This is a genomic window from Arthrobacter oryzae (assembly GCF_003634095.1).
Lineage (GTDB): Bacteria > Actinomycetota > Actinomycetes > Actinomycetales > Micrococcaceae > Arthrobacter > Arthrobacter oryzae.
The window spans coordinates 789,699-804,707 of record NZ_RBIR01000001.1; the positions used below are offsets into that span (position 1 = coordinate 789,699).

General features: G+C 67.5%; 13 protein-coding genes. 8 read left to right on the top strand and 5 right to left on the bottom strand.

The features are described from left to right. Positions 1-64: 64 nt before the first annotated feature. Entirely contained in the window at positions 65-1,048 is a 984-nt protein-coding gene (locus C8D78_RS03700) for a S1C family serine protease (protein WP_120950484.1), read from the bottom strand. Positions 1,049-1,324: 276 nt separating this feature from the next. On the opposite strand from C8D78_RS03700, the gene C8D78_RS19650 reads away from it, so the two are divergent. Further along, a complete protein-coding gene (locus C8D78_RS19650) occupies positions 1,325-1,828 on the top strand; it encodes an HtaA domain-containing protein (protein WP_167467840.1) in 504 nt (167 codons plus the stop codon). A 23-nt stretch (positions 1,829-1,851) separates the two neighbouring features. Here C8D78_RS19650 and C8D78_RS03710 read toward each other — a convergent pair whose 3' ends face one another. Beyond that, positions 1,852-2,601 carry an ABC transporter permease gene (locus tag C8D78_RS03710; RefSeq protein ID WP_120950485.1) on the bottom strand — a complete coding sequence of 250 codons (750 nt, stop codon included), beginning with the start codon at positions 2,599-2,601 and terminating at the stop codon, positions 1,852-1,854. 157 nt (positions 2,602-2,758) lie between these two features. On the opposite strand from C8D78_RS03710, the gene C8D78_RS03715 reads away from it, so the two are divergent. Together C8D78_RS03715 and C8D78_RS03720 are read left to right on the top strand one after the other, a co-directional pair. Next, positions 2,759-4,672 (top strand): alpha-amylase family protein, encoded by a 1,914-nt coding sequence (locus tag C8D78_RS03715; RefSeq protein WP_120950486.1) that lies wholly within the window; start codon positions 2,759-2,761, stop codon positions 4,670-4,672. Positions 4,673-5,019: 347 nt separating this feature from the next. Further along, positions 5,020-6,498, top strand: a complete 1,479-nt coding sequence (locus tag C8D78_RS03720) for a sensor histidine kinase (RefSeq protein WP_120950487.1) — start codon at positions 5,020-5,022, stop codon at positions 6,496-6,498. On the opposite strand, the gene C8D78_RS03725 is transcribed toward C8D78_RS03720, so the two are convergent. Continuing rightward, positions 6,446-7,156 (bottom strand): response regulator transcription factor, encoded by a 711-nt coding sequence (locus tag C8D78_RS03725; RefSeq protein WP_120950488.1) that lies wholly within the window; start codon positions 7,154-7,156, stop codon positions 6,446-6,448. The genes C8D78_RS03720 and C8D78_RS03725 overlap by 53 nt on opposite strands. A 299-nt stretch (positions 7,157-7,455) precedes the next feature. On the opposite strand from C8D78_RS03725, the gene C8D78_RS03730 reads away from it, so the two are divergent. Together C8D78_RS03730 and C8D78_RS03735 are read left to right on the top strand one after the other, a co-directional pair. After that, positions 7,456-7,758, top strand: a complete 303-nt coding sequence (locus tag C8D78_RS03730; RefSeq protein ID WP_120950489.1) for a DUF4193 domain-containing protein — start codon at positions 7,456-7,458, stop codon at positions 7,756-7,758. Positions 7,759-8,031: 273 nt separating this feature from the next. Then, positions 8,032-10,227 (top strand): putative bifunctional diguanylate cyclase/phosphodiesterase, encoded by a 2,196-nt coding sequence (locus C8D78_RS03735; RefSeq protein ID WP_244208224.1) that lies wholly within the window; start codon positions 8,032-8,034, stop codon positions 10,225-10,227. Positions 10,228-10,240: 13 nt separating this feature from the next. Here the strand turns inward: C8D78_RS03735 and C8D78_RS03740 are convergent, their stop codons facing one another. Further along, positions 10,241-11,188, bottom strand: coding sequence for a cation diffusion facilitator family transporter (locus C8D78_RS03740; RefSeq protein WP_208641852.1), 948 nt, complete (start codon positions 11,186-11,188; stop codon positions 10,241-10,243). A 291-nt stretch (positions 11,189-11,479) separates the two neighbouring features. Here C8D78_RS03740 and C8D78_RS03745 point away from each other — a divergent pair, with 291 nt between their 5' ends. From C8D78_RS03745 to C8D78_RS03755, 3 genes are all read left to right on the top strand, one after another. Continuing rightward, the gene (locus C8D78_RS03745; RefSeq protein WP_120950490.1) at positions 11,480-11,878 is read left to right on the top strand and encodes a cupredoxin domain-containing protein; all 399 of its coding nucleotides are present in this window, start codon (positions 11,480-11,482) and stop codon (positions 11,876-11,878) included. Continuing rightward, positions 11,875-12,336, top strand: a complete 462-nt coding sequence (locus tag C8D78_RS03750) for a hypothetical protein (protein WP_120950491.1) — start codon at positions 11,875-11,877, stop codon at positions 12,334-12,336. The genes C8D78_RS03745 and C8D78_RS03750 overlap by 4 nt, the downstream gene beginning before the upstream one ends. A 183-nt stretch (positions 12,337-12,519) precedes the next feature. Further along, positions 12,520-13,305 (top strand): CDP-alcohol phosphatidyltransferase family protein, encoded by a 786-nt coding sequence (locus tag C8D78_RS03755; RefSeq protein WP_208641853.1) that lies wholly within the window; start codon positions 12,520-12,522, stop codon positions 13,303-13,305. A 75-nt stretch (positions 13,306-13,380) separates the two neighbouring features. Here C8D78_RS03755 and C8D78_RS03760 read toward each other — a convergent pair whose 3' ends face one another. Then, positions 13,381-14,919 (bottom strand): FAD-dependent oxidoreductase, encoded by a 1,539-nt coding sequence (locus C8D78_RS03760; RefSeq protein ID WP_120950492.1) that lies wholly within the window; start codon positions 14,917-14,919, stop codon positions 13,381-13,383. Positions 14,920-15,009 lie beyond the last annotated feature (90 nt).

The window sequence follows — 15,009 nt, forward strand, 5'->3', positions numbered from 1 at the left end:
TCCCGAACGATTTTCCGGCGCATTTTTCGGCGCACGGAACCGGCTTTTGCGGCGGAAGATTTCGCTATTGGTTGTCTGTCATCTCCGCCGGCACTGCCACCAAATTCACTTCCGCGCCGTCGCGGAGCACGGCAAGATCCAGGGGCTCCCCGATCGCTTCGGCAAAGAGGAGTTTCTGCAGGCTTTCGGCGTTGGAAACATACATCTGGCCGACCTTCAGGAGGATGTCGCCGGCCCTCAGTCCGGCGCGTTCGGCGGGTGAGTCGGGGAGGACTTCGACCACCAGCAGGCCCTCCCTGCGGCCCGTCCGGACCACGGCCCGGGGCTGGAGCTGGACGGGGGTGTTCACCAGGCCAAGATAGGCCCGGCGGACGCGGCCGTCTTTGAGCAGGGAAGCGATGATGCGCCGGGACGTGGCGTTGATGGGGACCGCCAGGCCGAGCCCCACCCCGGCAACGGCCGTATTGATGCCTACGATCCGGCCGCGGGCGTCCGCCAGCGCACCTCCGGAGCTGCCCGGGTTGAGCGCCGCGTCGGTCTGGATGACGTCCTCGATCACGCGTCGGTTCCGTCCGGACCAGACGGGAATGGACCGGCCCAGCCCGCTGACGACGCCGGCCGTGACGGAGCCTGAGAGCCCGAGCGGATTGCCCACGGCGATGACCAGCTGGCCGACCCGGAGCAATTCGGCGTCGCCCATGTCGGCAGGGGCCGCGGTGGGAGCCCTTCCATGGACCACGGCAAGATCGGAAAGCGGGTCGGCCCCGACCACCTCCACAGCCGAAGCGGTACCGTCAGCGAAGGCCGCATGGCCGGACTCCGCACCACCCACCACATGGGCGTTGGTGAGCAAGTACCCGTCCGTGGTGAAGAGCACGGCCGACCCGGCGCCTACCCTGCGCCGGCCGGAGCGACCGCTGCCGGACATTTCGAGCGCGGCGACATGCGGTGTGACAGCTGCGGCCACGCGGATGACGGTCGCGGAATAGGAATCCAGCGGGTCCTCGGACACGTCGGATCCCGATGCCCTGCTGATAGCTTTCGCCACTGCGCACCTCCTGCGATCCGGTACTCATCCAAGTCAACCACCGACGCACCGGCAGTAGTCCTGGCGCGCCTACGCCGTCAGAGAAATACCCCGGATGGGGCTCCGGTGTTTCAGGGAGCTCAGTTCAGGGTCTCAGTTCAGGGGCCGCAGTTCAGGGGTCACCGCGCCATACTCACGGCGCAACACTCACCGCGCACGGGCTGCAATAGTTCAGCCGGGCGAGGATCCGCGGCTAGGCTCGGACGTAGATCCGCACAACAGCCCAGGAGACCCTCCGTGTATCCAGCGTCCGCTTCCTCTGCTCCGCTGCCCCCGCAGGGTCTGACCTGGGGCATCAAGCGCAGCTTCATGGAATACATCGCCGGACTCCCGGACGGTGCAGTCTCCGCGTCCGGCGGCGCGAGCCTGACTGACTCCGGGCAGTTTTGCTTCGCCCCCGCAAGCTCCGAGTTTGACCCTGCCCGGGGCACGGGTGTGCTGCGCTTTCGCGGCGACGTCCGCGTCGCCGGCCATCATGGAATGATGTTTGTCCGCTTGTTGGATCCATGGGTCGAGTTCACGGCGGGCCACGGAGTCCTTTCCATCAGCACCGGCGACGGCGGCGCCAACGAACGCACGGACGTCGGCACCCTTCGCACTGCCGCGCCCCGCAACATGGACGGGTTCCTGGTCTGGGAGCACGTCGACGTCGCCGTGTCCGAGGCCGGTTCGGAACTGTTCGACGGCCAGTACGCTGCCGGCCAGGCGATGGATCCGCTCGTCATCCGGGTTCCGGCCTAGTTACGGCAGACCCCGCGCCGGCCTCAGCGGGGCCGGGCAGGACGCACTCTCACCGGCGCAAGAACCTGGATGAGCGCGACGGCCGTGATGGAACCGGCCGCCATGATGGATGCGAGCACGACTATCTGGAAACGACCCGCTTCCAAGGGCGAAAGTCCGCCGAAGATGGCACCGACGAAGGCCCCCGGCAGCGTGACCAGGCCGGTGGTTTTCGTCTGGTCGGTCGAGGGGATGAGTGACGAATAGACGGCGCGCCGGGCCAGCTCCAGGGTCGACTCCCGCCGGGTCGCGCCCAAGGCCAGCCAGGCCTCAACCTCGTCCCAGTGTTCGTGAACTGCCTCGGCGAAGTGCCGCCCGGCCAGCGTGGCAATCGTCATCGCATTGCCAATGACGATCCCTCCGATGGCCAGCGCGTACCGGGGGGTGAACGCAATTGCACCCGTGCCGAAATCGATTGCCAGGGTCACCACGATGCCTGCGGCCATCGCGCCGCCCACCAGCCCCAGCCGGCTCCAGGCCCAGCCGAGGCGCCGTGCCGCGGTCACCGCCGCCACCATGAACATCACGAGAAGGGCGGCTCCCACCCACACGGGGCTGGTGATGACTCCGCCGAGGATCAGGCTGATGCCGGCCAGCTGCGCGGCTCCGCGCAGGATCGCCAACGCAGGCGCAGCGCGGTGCGGGATCCGGAAAGCCGCCAGCAGCGCGACGGTCACCGCCACGAGAAGCCCGACGCACAGCAACGTCGGCAGGTAGTCGGTGGCCCGGGTCATCAGCCCAGCCTATAGACCACCCGCGGGCGGCACTCCCAACCGGACAGACCCGCGTGCCGCACCTGGCCCCGGATGCTGGGCACCGGACCGTCCGTCTGCAAGGATGTGAACTGCCGCGGCGCTGCCGGGGCGGAAATTTCGTCGAAGGAGACCGTCCATGGTGGAACTCGTGGTCACGGAGCAGTCTGCCCGCCAGCACGTGCTCAGTGCCCTGGCGGCAGACCACGGAATTGCCTGGGATGCCCGCTGCCGGGAGGCCTTCGCAGAACGCTTCGACCGCCACTTCCCGTCCTTGTTCCGGCTCTTCCACGACCTTTACGGGGCTCGGCCCGACTGGCTGGACCAGCTGACGGAACTCGTGGGGCAGTCCGCCCGGTCGTGGGCGCAGAGGCCGGCGGATCTCAAGGCCCTCGACGCCGAACGTGAACACAACAGCGGCTGGTTCCAGGCCGGCACCATGCTCGGCGGCGTCTGTTATGTCGACCGGTACGCGGAGGACCTCACGGGCGTCCGGGCCCGGATTCCCTACTTTAAGGAATTAGGCCTCACCTATCTGCACCTGATGCCGCTGTTCCTGGCCCCGGAACCGCATTCCGACGGCGGGTATGCCGTCTCGAGCTACCGGGAGGTCAGCCCCGGACTGGGCACCATGGCGCAGCTTCGCGACCTTGCCGCCGAGCTGCGGGCGAACGGCATCAGCCTGGTGGTCGATTTCATCTTCAACCACACCTCCGACGAACATGAGTGGGCCCGGAAAGCGGCCGCCGCGGACCCGGCGTTCAGCGGCTACTACTGGATCTTCCCGGACCGGTCGATGCCGGACGCCTTCGAGCAAACCGTGCGCGAGATCTTCCCGGACGACCACCCCGGCTCCTTCGTCGAAATGCCCGACGGCCGCTGGGTCTGGGCCACGTTCCACAGCTTCCAGTGGGACCTGAACTACGCCAACCCGGCCGTCTTCCGGGCCATGGCCGGCGAGATGCTCTTCCTGGCCAACCAGGGCGTGGAAATTCTGCGGATGGATGCCGTCGCCTTCATCTGGAAGCAGTTGGGCACGCCGTGCGAAAACCTGCCGGAGGCCCACACCCTGCTGCAGGCGTTCAACGCCGTGTGCCGGCTGGCCGCGCCATCGCTGCTTTTCAAGTCCGAGGCGATCGTCCATCCCGATGAAGTGGCCCGCTATATCGACCCCGCGGAGTGCCAGCTTTCCTACAATCCCCTGCAAATGGCGCTGATCTGGGAGGCGCTGGCAACCCGTGATGTGTCGCTGCTCTCGCAGGCCCTGGGGCGACGGCACAATATCCCGGCCGGCACGTCCTGGGTGAACTATGTCCGCAGCCACGACGACATCGGCTGGACATTTGCCGATGAGGACGCCGCGGAGTTCGGCATCAATGCCTTCGACCATCGCCGGTTCCTGAATTCCTTTTACGTTGGACGCTTCCCCGGAAGCTTTGCCAACGGCGTGCCCTTCCAGGACAACCCCCGCACCGGGGACTGCCGGATTTCGGGCACGACGGCATCCCTTTGCGGGATGGAGGGCGCACCCGCCGCCGCGGTGAACCGGATCCTGCTGGCTCACTCGGTGGCCTTGAGCACCGGGGGCATACCCCTGCTGTACCTCGGCGACGAGGTCGGCCAGCTCAACGACTCAGGGTATGCCTTGGAGGAGGGCCACGGAACGGACAGCCGCTGGGTGCACCGGCCGCACTACCCGGCAGCAGACTACGCGCTGCGCGAAGACCTGGAATCGCCCGCAGGGGCGGTCTACGCCGGACTGCGCCGGATGATTTCCGTGCGCGCCGCGACGCCGGAATTTGCCGGCACCCGGCTGATCGGTTTCACCACGAACAACCCGGCAGTCCTGGGCTACCAGCGCCCGGGAGACGGAACACTGATCCTGGCGCTGGCCAACTTCAGTGACGGCCCGCAGGAAGTGTCGGCGCTGACGCTCTCCGGCTTCGCGGCCGACGCCGTCGACATTCTCACCGGCGCCGGCGTGCGTCTGGGCGCCGGAGTAGTCCTGAACCCCCAGCAGTTCGTCTGGCTCAAGGTGACGCCGCTGTTGTAGAGTCCCTGCTTGCCGACGCGAGCCGGGTATCAGGTCGCCGGGTAACAGCCGCGGCGCGGCTGGGAAGGCGCTAAGTGGGAGGTCGTGCCCGGCCGCACGCTGGTTGAGGAGAGCGTGCGGCCGAAATCTGGGGACTAACGGCTGCCAGGGTGCCCGGCTGTCCGTATCCGGATCCTTCGTCAACTTTCCCGCATCCCGCTGAGAACAGACTGAGAGCGTCCCGCCCCGGAGCGGACCATACTGCCGCCACCTGCCTGGGACCGGCCGGGCAGGGCAGTGGGCGGGAGCCGCCGGCAATGCGAGCCGGAATGGTTGTCCGTTGCCATGCATTGCAGCATCCTTGGAGCATGGCACTGCGCAGGTGGACCACGCTGGGACGCCCCGGCCGGGGCGGGACCCGTTGGGGCGTACGGAAACGCTCGACGGCGGTCGCCGTCGCAGTCGTGGCCATGGCATTAATGCTTGGCGGCGTCGTCCTGCTGGTGCTGCTGCAAGCGTCCCTGGTCAGGGCGACCGACGCGGCGGCCCGGCAGAGGACCTTGGACGTGATGGCCGAAATGGAGGATCTGAACGTCGCGGATCTCAGGGCTTACGTCGTTGAAACTGCGCATGCGGGCCAATTCGTCCAGGTACTGGACGCCGGGGGGTCCGTCATAGCCGCCTCGGATCCCGAAATCGCCAACGCCCCGCTCTCCGCCCAGCGGCCCGCCCCGGGCCAGACCATCACCCAGGACGTCTCGAGCCTTCCGAGCATCGGGGACAACGACGATTACCACATCGTCTCGGTCGGAACGCGGACCGGAACAGGGAACCACACCGTGGTTGTGGCCCAGGCAGAACAGATACAGGCGGACACCATTTCCACGGTCGCGTGGTTCATGCTCGGAGCAACCCCGCTGCTGCTGCTCACGGTGGCAATTTCGGTGTGGCTGCTGGTGGGCCGGTCCCTCCGCCAGGTGGAACGAATCCGGGGCCAGGTGGCCAGGATCAACGCGGAGCGGCTGGACGGACGCGTCGACGTGCCACCAACCAACGACGAACTCCATGCCCTGGCACTGACCATGAACACCATGCTGGACCGGTTGCAGGCCTCGGACAGTGAACAGCGGAGGTTTGTCTCCGACGCCAGCCATGAGCTCCGCAGCCCGCTGGCCACGCTCAAGGCCGGAGTGGAGATCGCGGCCGCGGACCCCACAGGGGCGATGTGGCTGCAAATGAAGGACGTCCTTGCCGAAGAGACGGCCCGGATGAGCTTCCTCGTGGAGGACCTGTTGACGCTGGCGAAGGCAAACGACGGCGGCCTGAAAATTGAGCAGAAGGACGTCGACCTAGACGACGTCCTGGACCAGGAAATTCGCCGGCTGCGGTCCACCAGCCGGAAACAGATTTCGGTGGATCTCGTGCCGGCCCGGATGCGCGGCGACGCCCGCCGGCTGGCGCAGGTCCTTCGGAACGTCCTGGATAACGCCGAGCGCCACGCCCTGACCCGGATCGCCGTTGACCTCCATACCTCCGGGGACCAAGTCGTCATCACGGTCGATAACGACGGCGACCCCATTCCGGTGGTGGACCGGGACCGGATTTTTGAACGTTTTGTCCGGCTCGACGGAAGCCGCTCCCGTGAAGGCGGCGGAAGCGGACTGGGCTTGGCCATAGCGTCGGGGATTGTGGCCGCCCATCACGGGACCATCCGTGCCACGGATGCCCCGGAAGGGCTCTGCAGGTTTGAGATTGCCTTTCCCGCTCCCGATGCGGCAGCGCAGACTGCTGCGCTCAGCCCCGGCGGTGCCCGGCGTCACGGGAACCAGACGTCGGGTCGGCGCTGAGCAAATAGCCCATGCCGCGGACCGTGGTCAGGGTGCGGAGTCCAAAGGGGACATCGATCTTGCGCCGAAGGTAGCCGATGTAGACCTCCACAACGTTGTCCGCACCCTCAAATGCCGGGTCCCAGACGTTCTGCAGGATCTCCGTTTTTGAGACGATCTGGCCATGCCGGCGCATCAGGTAGAGCAGCAGTCCGTACTCCCGGGCAGTGAGGCTGATGGCTGTCTCCCCGCGCCGCACACTGTGGCTGCCGGGGTCCAATGACAGGGTGCCGAGAGTCATGATCACGGGCCTGGCCGGCGCGCCTCGCCGGATCAGCGCCCTGATCCGTGCCACCAGCACCAGGAAGCTGAAAGGTTTCGTGAGGTAGTCATCGGCTCCCAGGTCGAAGGCATCGGTCTGGTCGTATTCACCATCCTTGGCCGTGAGCATCAGCACCGGCGTCCAGACTTTGCGCCGCCGGAGTTCCTTCAGCACGTCATAACCGTTCATCCGCGGCAGCATGAGGTCCAGCAGGATCGCGTCATAGGCATTCTCGACCGCCGCCGAGAGTCCGCTCACGCCGTCATGGGCGACGTCGACGACGAACCCTTCGTTCCTCAGGCCACGGCGGACTGTTTCCGCCAAGGCCTGTTCATCCTCAACCAAAAGAATCCGCAATCCGGGACCCCTCTCCTTGAGAGAAGTATGGCCCTTTCCGGGCCGGTCCGGGAGGATTCCACCGTGTCCCGGCGCGTGCAGGGCGCTTCCCGGGCCAGCCCCGCCATGCCCCGGTGAGCACGTGCGGGCGGTGCAGGTCCGGCGGCGCCGCCGGCGGCCCCCACGAGGTGTCATGAGAGTCACTGGCACGACTCCCCCGGTCCCCAGCATTTACCCGGCGTCATGCTGTACGGTTCAATTCCGAAGAGCCGGAGAGACTGCCGGACGAGATACCCAGCTATGGAAATGAGTACCACCAGGTGGCAACCGATTATGACGAAGTACGCTCCGACGTCGCGGAATCCCGCAACGCTTCCCTGGAGGCCCTTCGTTCTGCGAACGCGCCCGACGCCCGCAGCGTTGTCCGGGAGCTCGACGAAGCCGATACCTCCGAAGGCGTGGAGCTTCCGGGAGCGGACCTGTCCGGGGAGGAACTGACCGTCACGGTCATCCCGCAAAAAGAGGATGAGTTCACCTGCTTTTCCTGCTTCCTGGTGCGCCACCGGTCCCAGCTCGCCAAGGAGAAGGGCGGCCACGCGTACTGCGCGGACTGCCTTAGCTAAACCCTGGAGCCGGAGTTCAGCCGGCGGGCCCCCAAACCGTCCCCCCGAATTCACTCCTGTCACAGGCTTCACAATCGTGTCGGGAAGGCGCCGGACATGGCCCGCCGGTACAGGGTCGGCTACGCTCCTGATTGACGATGCGGCGAGTGCCGGCACGTGGCCGGAGGCTGATCCATGCGTAACCCCAACAGTAAGTTGGCGGACCCGGCTGCTCCGTGGCCGTCACGCACTTCCGCCACCGCTGGAGAGTCTGTCCAGGAACCTTCCGAGGGCGTGTCCGCGTTGCCGGCTGAGCGGCAGTCCTTCCCGCCCGCACGGGGCGAAACGCAGCCCCGCCCGGGGAGCCTAAAGCGCGAATGGTCCAAGGCGTTCACGCTGATGCTCCTGGCCCTCCTCGCCGGGGCTGCGGCGACCGTTGTTGGCGTGCGCGTTGTCACGGAACAGATCCAGCGGGCCACCTTCCAGCACCGGCTCGAGTCCCAAGCTGTCACCGAACTGCAGTCCGGCCTCGATGCCCACGAACAGGCCGGCCTGCAACTGCTGTCCGCGGCGCCCGCCGACACCTCGGCCTTTTTGCGGCAGCAAGAGGACATCTCCGCCCGGTTCGATGCCGCCGCCGGAATCCTGCCGGACGATCACGGCATGCGTGCCACAGCCGGCGAGGCACGGGCAGCGTGGCAGGAGGGCCTGTCAGCGCACGGCCTTTGGGGCGAACAGGTTGCCAGGCTGCGCGGCAACCACCTGGCTGAGGCCCCCGCGTTCGCGGCCTCCGGCGCCCGGACCCGCGCCTTGCTGGCCGACGTCCGCCGCGCCTCCCTCGACGCGCTCGACGGCGACATCGCCTACGGGGCGCAAGTCCAGCAAATGGTGGTGGGCGGCCGAGTGGCCCTCTTTGCACTGGCCGGGGCCGGCGTGTTCTTTTTCCGCCGCAGGATGACCAAACACCTCATGCGCCCCGTGGAGGAGCTGTACCGCGGGGTCCAGAAACTGCAGTCCGGCGATTACAGCCACCGGATCGACGTCGTCCGCAATGACGAGCTGGGCCAGCTGGCCGCGGCGTTCAATTCCATGGCGGCCACGGTCCATGACAACCATCTGGAACTGACCTTCCGGGCCACTCACGACCCCCTCACGGGTCTGGCCAACAGGGCGGTCCTCACCGAACGCCTCTCGGCCGCGTTTGGCACGGGTCCAAGCCATCCTTCTGGCACCGCGAACGGGGCGTCCCGCCGCGAGGGCCTGTTGATCATCGATGTCGACGATTTCAAGGACGTCAACGACTCGCTCGGCCATGAAGGCGGCGACGCCTTGCTTATCCAGCTGGCCCAGCGCCTGCGGGGCTGCGTTCGGGCCGGCGACCTCGTCGCCAGGCTGGGCGGGGATGAATTCGCGATTGTCGTGATGGACGATCGCGGCAGCGCCACGGGCGACGTCGCAGGCCGCGTCCAGAGTGCCCTGCGGGATCCGTTCTCCATCGATGAAGTCCGGCTCAAGGTCACCGTCAGCATGGGTGCCGCCCAGCGCAGCGCCGAAACGGCGGATCCGGCCGAGCTGATGCGCCAGGCGGACTTTGCGATGTATATGGCCAAGCATGGCGGCAAGGGGCGCTACCAGCTCTTCGATGCCCGGGGCTATGACGAAATGACTTACCGTGCCGCGCTGCGGGCCGATCTCGCCGCGGCGGTGCAGTCCGGCCAGCTGCGCCTCGACTACCAGCCCGTGGTCGAACTCGAGACAGGGGCAATTGTCGGGGTGGAGGCCCTGGTCCGCTGGGAACACCCCACCCTCGGCCGGCTGGGGCCCGCGGACTTCATTCCCCTGGCCGAGGAAACCGGAGAGATCGGCGCTATCGGCTGCTGGGTGCTCGACACCGCGAGCCGCCACGTCGCGGGCTGGCGCCGCTCCCCCGGCACGGCCGCAGACATCTGGGTCTCGGTCAATCTCTCCACGCTGCAATTGTCCAGCGACCGGAATCTCGCCGCCCTGGAGCGCATCCTGGCAAATCCCGCGGCGCAAGCCCACAAGGTAATTCTCGAAGTCACCGAATCTGCCCTGGCCACAAGCTCCGACGGCGGCGTCGGCGCCCTCAACCGGCTGAAGAGCTTCGGCGTCCGCATCGCAATCGACGACTTCGGGACCGGTTTCTCGTCGCTGAGCACTCTGGCGGCGCTACCGGCGGATATCCTCAAGATCGACCGTGCCTTCCTGGCCGGCCTGCCCGGGGACGCGCCGGCCGCAGCCATGCTCGAGGGCATCCTGGAAGTGGCCCGGAAGCTGAACCTCGACGTCATAGCCGAGGGCATCGAGGAGACCGGGCAGCTGGACCTCCTGCGCTCCCTCGGCTGCGAAATGGGGCAAGGATTCCTCCTCGCCGCCCCGAGCCCGTCCCCGGTTCTCGAAGCGCTCCTTGCCTCGGGGGCAGCTCTCCATCCACCAGTGGACACGGACGCGCGGGCGGAGGGCGCCTAAGGCTGCGGGGCCCTCAGACGGCGGGGAAGACCAGCGAGGGCTCGTCCGCTGTGGCAAGGGTCAGTACGGCCTCTTCGACCGTTTCGTGGTCCTCGAGTTCCCGCTCCACGCGGCGCAACGCCACGGCGACATCATGCTCCCGGCGATCGCCCTGCATGTCCACTGCCGCCACAAGGTAGAGCTTGCGCGGTCCTACGAACTCTAGATGCAGGTACGTGACGCGCTCGATCTCCGGGTGCTCCAGCAGGCGCCGGGCCATGGTGGTTTCGATGTCGCTGGTGACCGCCTGGCCTACAAGGAAGCGCCGGTTCCGCTCGATCAGTACCACCGCGACTACCGCCAGGAGGATGCCCACCAGAATCGACCCTACGGCGTCCGGCACGGAGGATCCTGTGATCTGGTGCAGGAACATTCCGGCGAAGGCGATGAGCAGGCCCAGCAGCGCGGCCGAGTCCTCGGCGAAGACGGCACGCAGCGTGGGGTCTGAACCCTTGAGAACCTGCTCGAGGGTGTTCCGGTCAAGCTCGCGCGCCGCCTTCCGGCTCTGCCGGAACGCTTGGTTGAAGGACACGCCCTCCAAGACAAAGGCGACCGCCAGGACCATGTAGGCGACCGTGTAGTCACCCGCCGGTTCCGGTGTGATGAGCTGCTGGACGCCATGCATCACCGAGACCACCGCCCCGGCCGTAAACAGGCCGAAGGCCGCGATCATGGACCACACATATGCCTCGCGCCCGTAGCCCATGGGGTGGGTCTTGTCCCGCTTCCGCGCGGCCTTCCGTTCCGCGACCAGCAGGAAGACCTGGTCGCCCGTATCGGCCCAGGAATGCGCTGCCTCGGCCGTCATGGAAGCCGAGCCGGAGATGAGTGCGGCCGCGGTTTTGGCCGCCGCGACGAGTACGTTCGCGGCAAAGGCGATCAGCACCGTCAGCGATGCGGGCTTGGATTTGTCATGCTTCACGCGGTCTTCCCTTCTGCGGCCGTTCGAACACATGCCAGAGACCACGCTACAGGCCCGGCCCGGCACCTGCTCCCGCGGCGGCGCAACAGCGTCGAGCACCCGGCGGCGATTGCGGCCGCCGCTGCGTTGACGGGCACCGGATCCATTCGTGCCATTCCTGCCGGATCCATTGACGCCGGGCAGGCGCACAATGAAATGAGTACGATCCATTGCTCGTTGTTCCGTGGTTCTTTAGGGAATCGTTGTTGAGGGCATGCCTCTCAAGGGAACAGTCTGATAGGGGTGTGCGCCATGAATGCCGGCCGGAAGCTCTCATCGCTGGGGTTTGTTCTGATCTTGCTGGGAACCGCCGGGTGTGCGGGCGGAACCGGAACCCCGCCGCCGGCGCCCGGGTCGGCGTCCGCATCCGGTTCCGGTTCCGGAATCAGCCCGACGGCGGGCCCCGGCACCATCACGATCAAGGACTTCACCTATGGAGACCCGCTCACAGCGGCGCCCGGCGCGACGGTCACCATAACCAACATGGATAGCGCTGCGCACACGGTCACGGCGGACGACGGCGCGGCGTTTAACACTGAGGTCAAGGGCGGCGGCGGCACGGCCACCTTCATGGCCCCGACGAAGCCCGGCACCTATGCCTATCACTGCACCTTCCATCCCGGAATGCACGGGACGCTGATCGTCAAATGAGCACCCAACGCCAGCCCGCACAGTCTGCGAAGGTTCGCGGCTCCGGCATGACCCTGCGCATCCTCACGGCCGTTGCCCTGTTCATCGACGCCGGCATCCACATCCACCTTGCCCCGGGCTACCAGGCGGGAAACCCCGGAGGGATCGGCCAGGGCAACCTCTTTCTGCTCGAATCAGCCGCGGCCTTGTTCGCAGGGTTGTACGTCCTGATCCGCGGCAGCCGCGCCGCCTACGCCGTCGCATTCGTGGTTGCGCTGAGCGCCTTCGCCGCCGTCGTTTCGTACCGCTACGTCAACATTCCCGCGTTCGGGCCCTTCCCGCCCATGTACGAGCCAATATGGTTCTTCGAGAAGTCCCTCAGCGCGGTGGCCGAGGGCGCCGGAGCCGTTCTGGCAGCTATCGGCTTCGTCCGGGCCGGACGAGCCACTCCCCGCCGGCGCGCCGCCTCCCACCGGTGAGCGGACCGGACGGCGGCAGGTGCCGGCACTGTCCGGTCGGCCGGTGCGTCGCCCGCGAAATTGCTAGCATGTCGGGGGAGGTTCAGGCTGAAATCGTTCGCAGAAGGTACGAAGCTGAGGGGCGCGTCGCCCGCGGGCACATGGCCCGAAGACGCGGCCCCCGGGGCCGCTGGTCAAAGGCGCATGGGGTCAGCGGGCGCGGGCGCCACGCGGGCCGTGGCCGACGCCGTGGTTGCCGTCGCCGCCTATCTGGCGGGCTGGATCTGGCTGGGCTGGATCTGGCTGGGCGCGGCGGCGGCCGATCCCGGGCCCTGGTTCCTGGCCCTGGCGGCGGGTGCCGTCGTGGTGCTGCGGGCGGCCGGATCCGTGTTGCGGCGCAAGCCCCGGTTTTCAAGCCCCGCGGACCGCGTCACCCTGGGCCGGGCGGCCGTTGTGGCCTGTTGTGCAGCGGTGACGACCGACGGTCTGCTGGCCGGAGCCCTGCCCGGCGGGCTGGTCGTTGTGCTCGGCACGGCGGCGTTCCTGCTCGATGCCGTGGACGGACGGGTTGCCCGGCTTACGGGGTGGGCAACGGCCGAGGGCTCTCGGCTGGATTCGGATACTGACGGCGCGCTTGTCCTGGTGTTGTCCTGCGCCGCAGCGGGAGTTTTCGGTCCATGGCCGTTGGCTATCGGCCTGATGTACTACGTGTTCCTTGCGGCGGCGTGGTTCCGGCCCTCCCTGAAGACGCCGCTGCCGCCCAGCACCGTCCGCAGGGTGATCGGGGCCGGCCAGCCCTCGGCCCTATTGTTTGCTTTGTTGCCCGGCGTCCCAACCTGGCTGGGCGCTACGGTGCTGGGCCCGGCGTTGGGGCTGCTGGCCTATTCGTTCGGCCGGGACGTCATCGAGTTAGAACGGCTCCGCGGCGTGGGCCCCGCAGCCGCGGCTGTCTCCCCCGGACTCTCCGGCGGGACTCCGCCCGGCGCATGACGCGCTCCGGACTGTCCGCCCTAGCAGGCAGGTCCAGGCATCCGGTGGTCCGGCTGGAATTCAGGAGTTAGCCGGTCACGGGTCCGTCCGGCCGTCGGGAGTAGGCTTCGGCTCGAGGTTCATTGTCGCCGGACCCTGGATGACCGCGCCGTCGGCGGCAAACCGCGAGCCGTGGCAGGGACAGTCCCAGGTCGTGTCCTCTGCGTTGAACTCGACCGTGCAGCCCAGGTGCGTGCAGATGGCCGAGACCGCGTGGAGGTCTCCTGCGGCGTCGGCATAGACGGCGGTCTTGTGAGCGCCGATCTCCACGACGGTACCGTCGCCAGGACGCAGGCCCGCGAGGGCCGATTCGTCGCTTCTCACGGATTGTTCAGGTTGTTCAGGTTGTTTGCGCTGTTCCGGTTGCGCCTGCTTCCCGGCAGCGTGGCTTTCCGGAGCCGTCCGGGTGGTATCAAAGGCTGCCGCCCACGGATTGAACTTCCCGCAGATGGTGTCCGTCAGGATCAGCGCCCCCGCCGTTCCGTTGGTCAGCCCCCATTTCCGGAGGCCGGTGATGACGTGAAGGTGCGCCGACGTCGCGGACAATTTCCCCGCATAGGGAAGCCCGTCGAGCGGCATCGTATCCTGCGTTGACCAGCGGAAGCTGGTCTGCCCGGCGCCGAGGCGATCCCGGGCAAATGCCGCGAGCCGGCGGTACCGGTCGGCGGCGTCGCCGGTCTGCGAGGCCAGGTGCCCCTCACCGCCGGTGAGAACGTAACTGGAGCCGTCGACGTCGATCGCCAGGATCGAGCGCATGGGCTCGTCGACGCTGATGAAGGTCCCCGCCAGTGGCGCGGCGTTCGCCTGGCTGGCGATGAGATAGGAACGGTGAAAGTAGCACCGTTCGGCGAAGATGCCCGGATCGCCGATGGGAAAGTTGGCGGCCACGATCACCTCGGCAGCCCTGACCGTCCCGCGCCCGGTCTCAACGACGGCGGGCGTGCCGTCGCGGACCGAGGTGACCGGCGAGTTTTCAAAGACGTGGCTTGCGTTTCCGTCGATGGCCCGGGCAAGGCCCTGGAGGTATCTGACCGCGTGAAACTGTGCCTGGTCGCTGAACCGGACCGCACCGCTGACGGCGAACGGCAGCGGCACATCGGAGGTGAAAACTGAAGGCAGGCCGAGGCGCGCGGCCAGGGCGGCCTCCTCGCGGACCGTGGCAACGGCGTCGTCGGATTCCGCGTACGTGTAATTGGACACCCTGCGGAAGTCGCAGTCGATGCGCTCCTCCGTCACGAGGCGCGCGATGTGCTCGATGGCGGCCTGGTTGGCCTGTCCGTAGCTGCCCGCGGCCTTCGTCCCGTGCCTGTCAGCAAGCTCGGTGTAGGCCAGCCGATGCAGGGAAGTGATCTTTCCCGTGGTGTGCCCGGTGACGCCGGTACCGACGCGGGCCGCCTCAAGCACCGCGACGTTGTGCCCGGCACGTTTGAGGGCCAGCGCCGCAGTCAGGCCGGCAATCCCTCCCCCAACCACCGCCACGTCGACTTCCAGGTCCTCCGCCAGCGAGGGGTACGCGGTGGTGCCGGCGGTGGCGATCCAGAGGGAAAGCTGTCGGCCTTCGAGCCGCTCACTCACGGCACAACCGTTCGCCGGACATGCTTTGCCGCGGCCGGCATCCGGACGCGTGCCAGCACCAACGCCGGAGAGGGACGGAAGGCGACACCC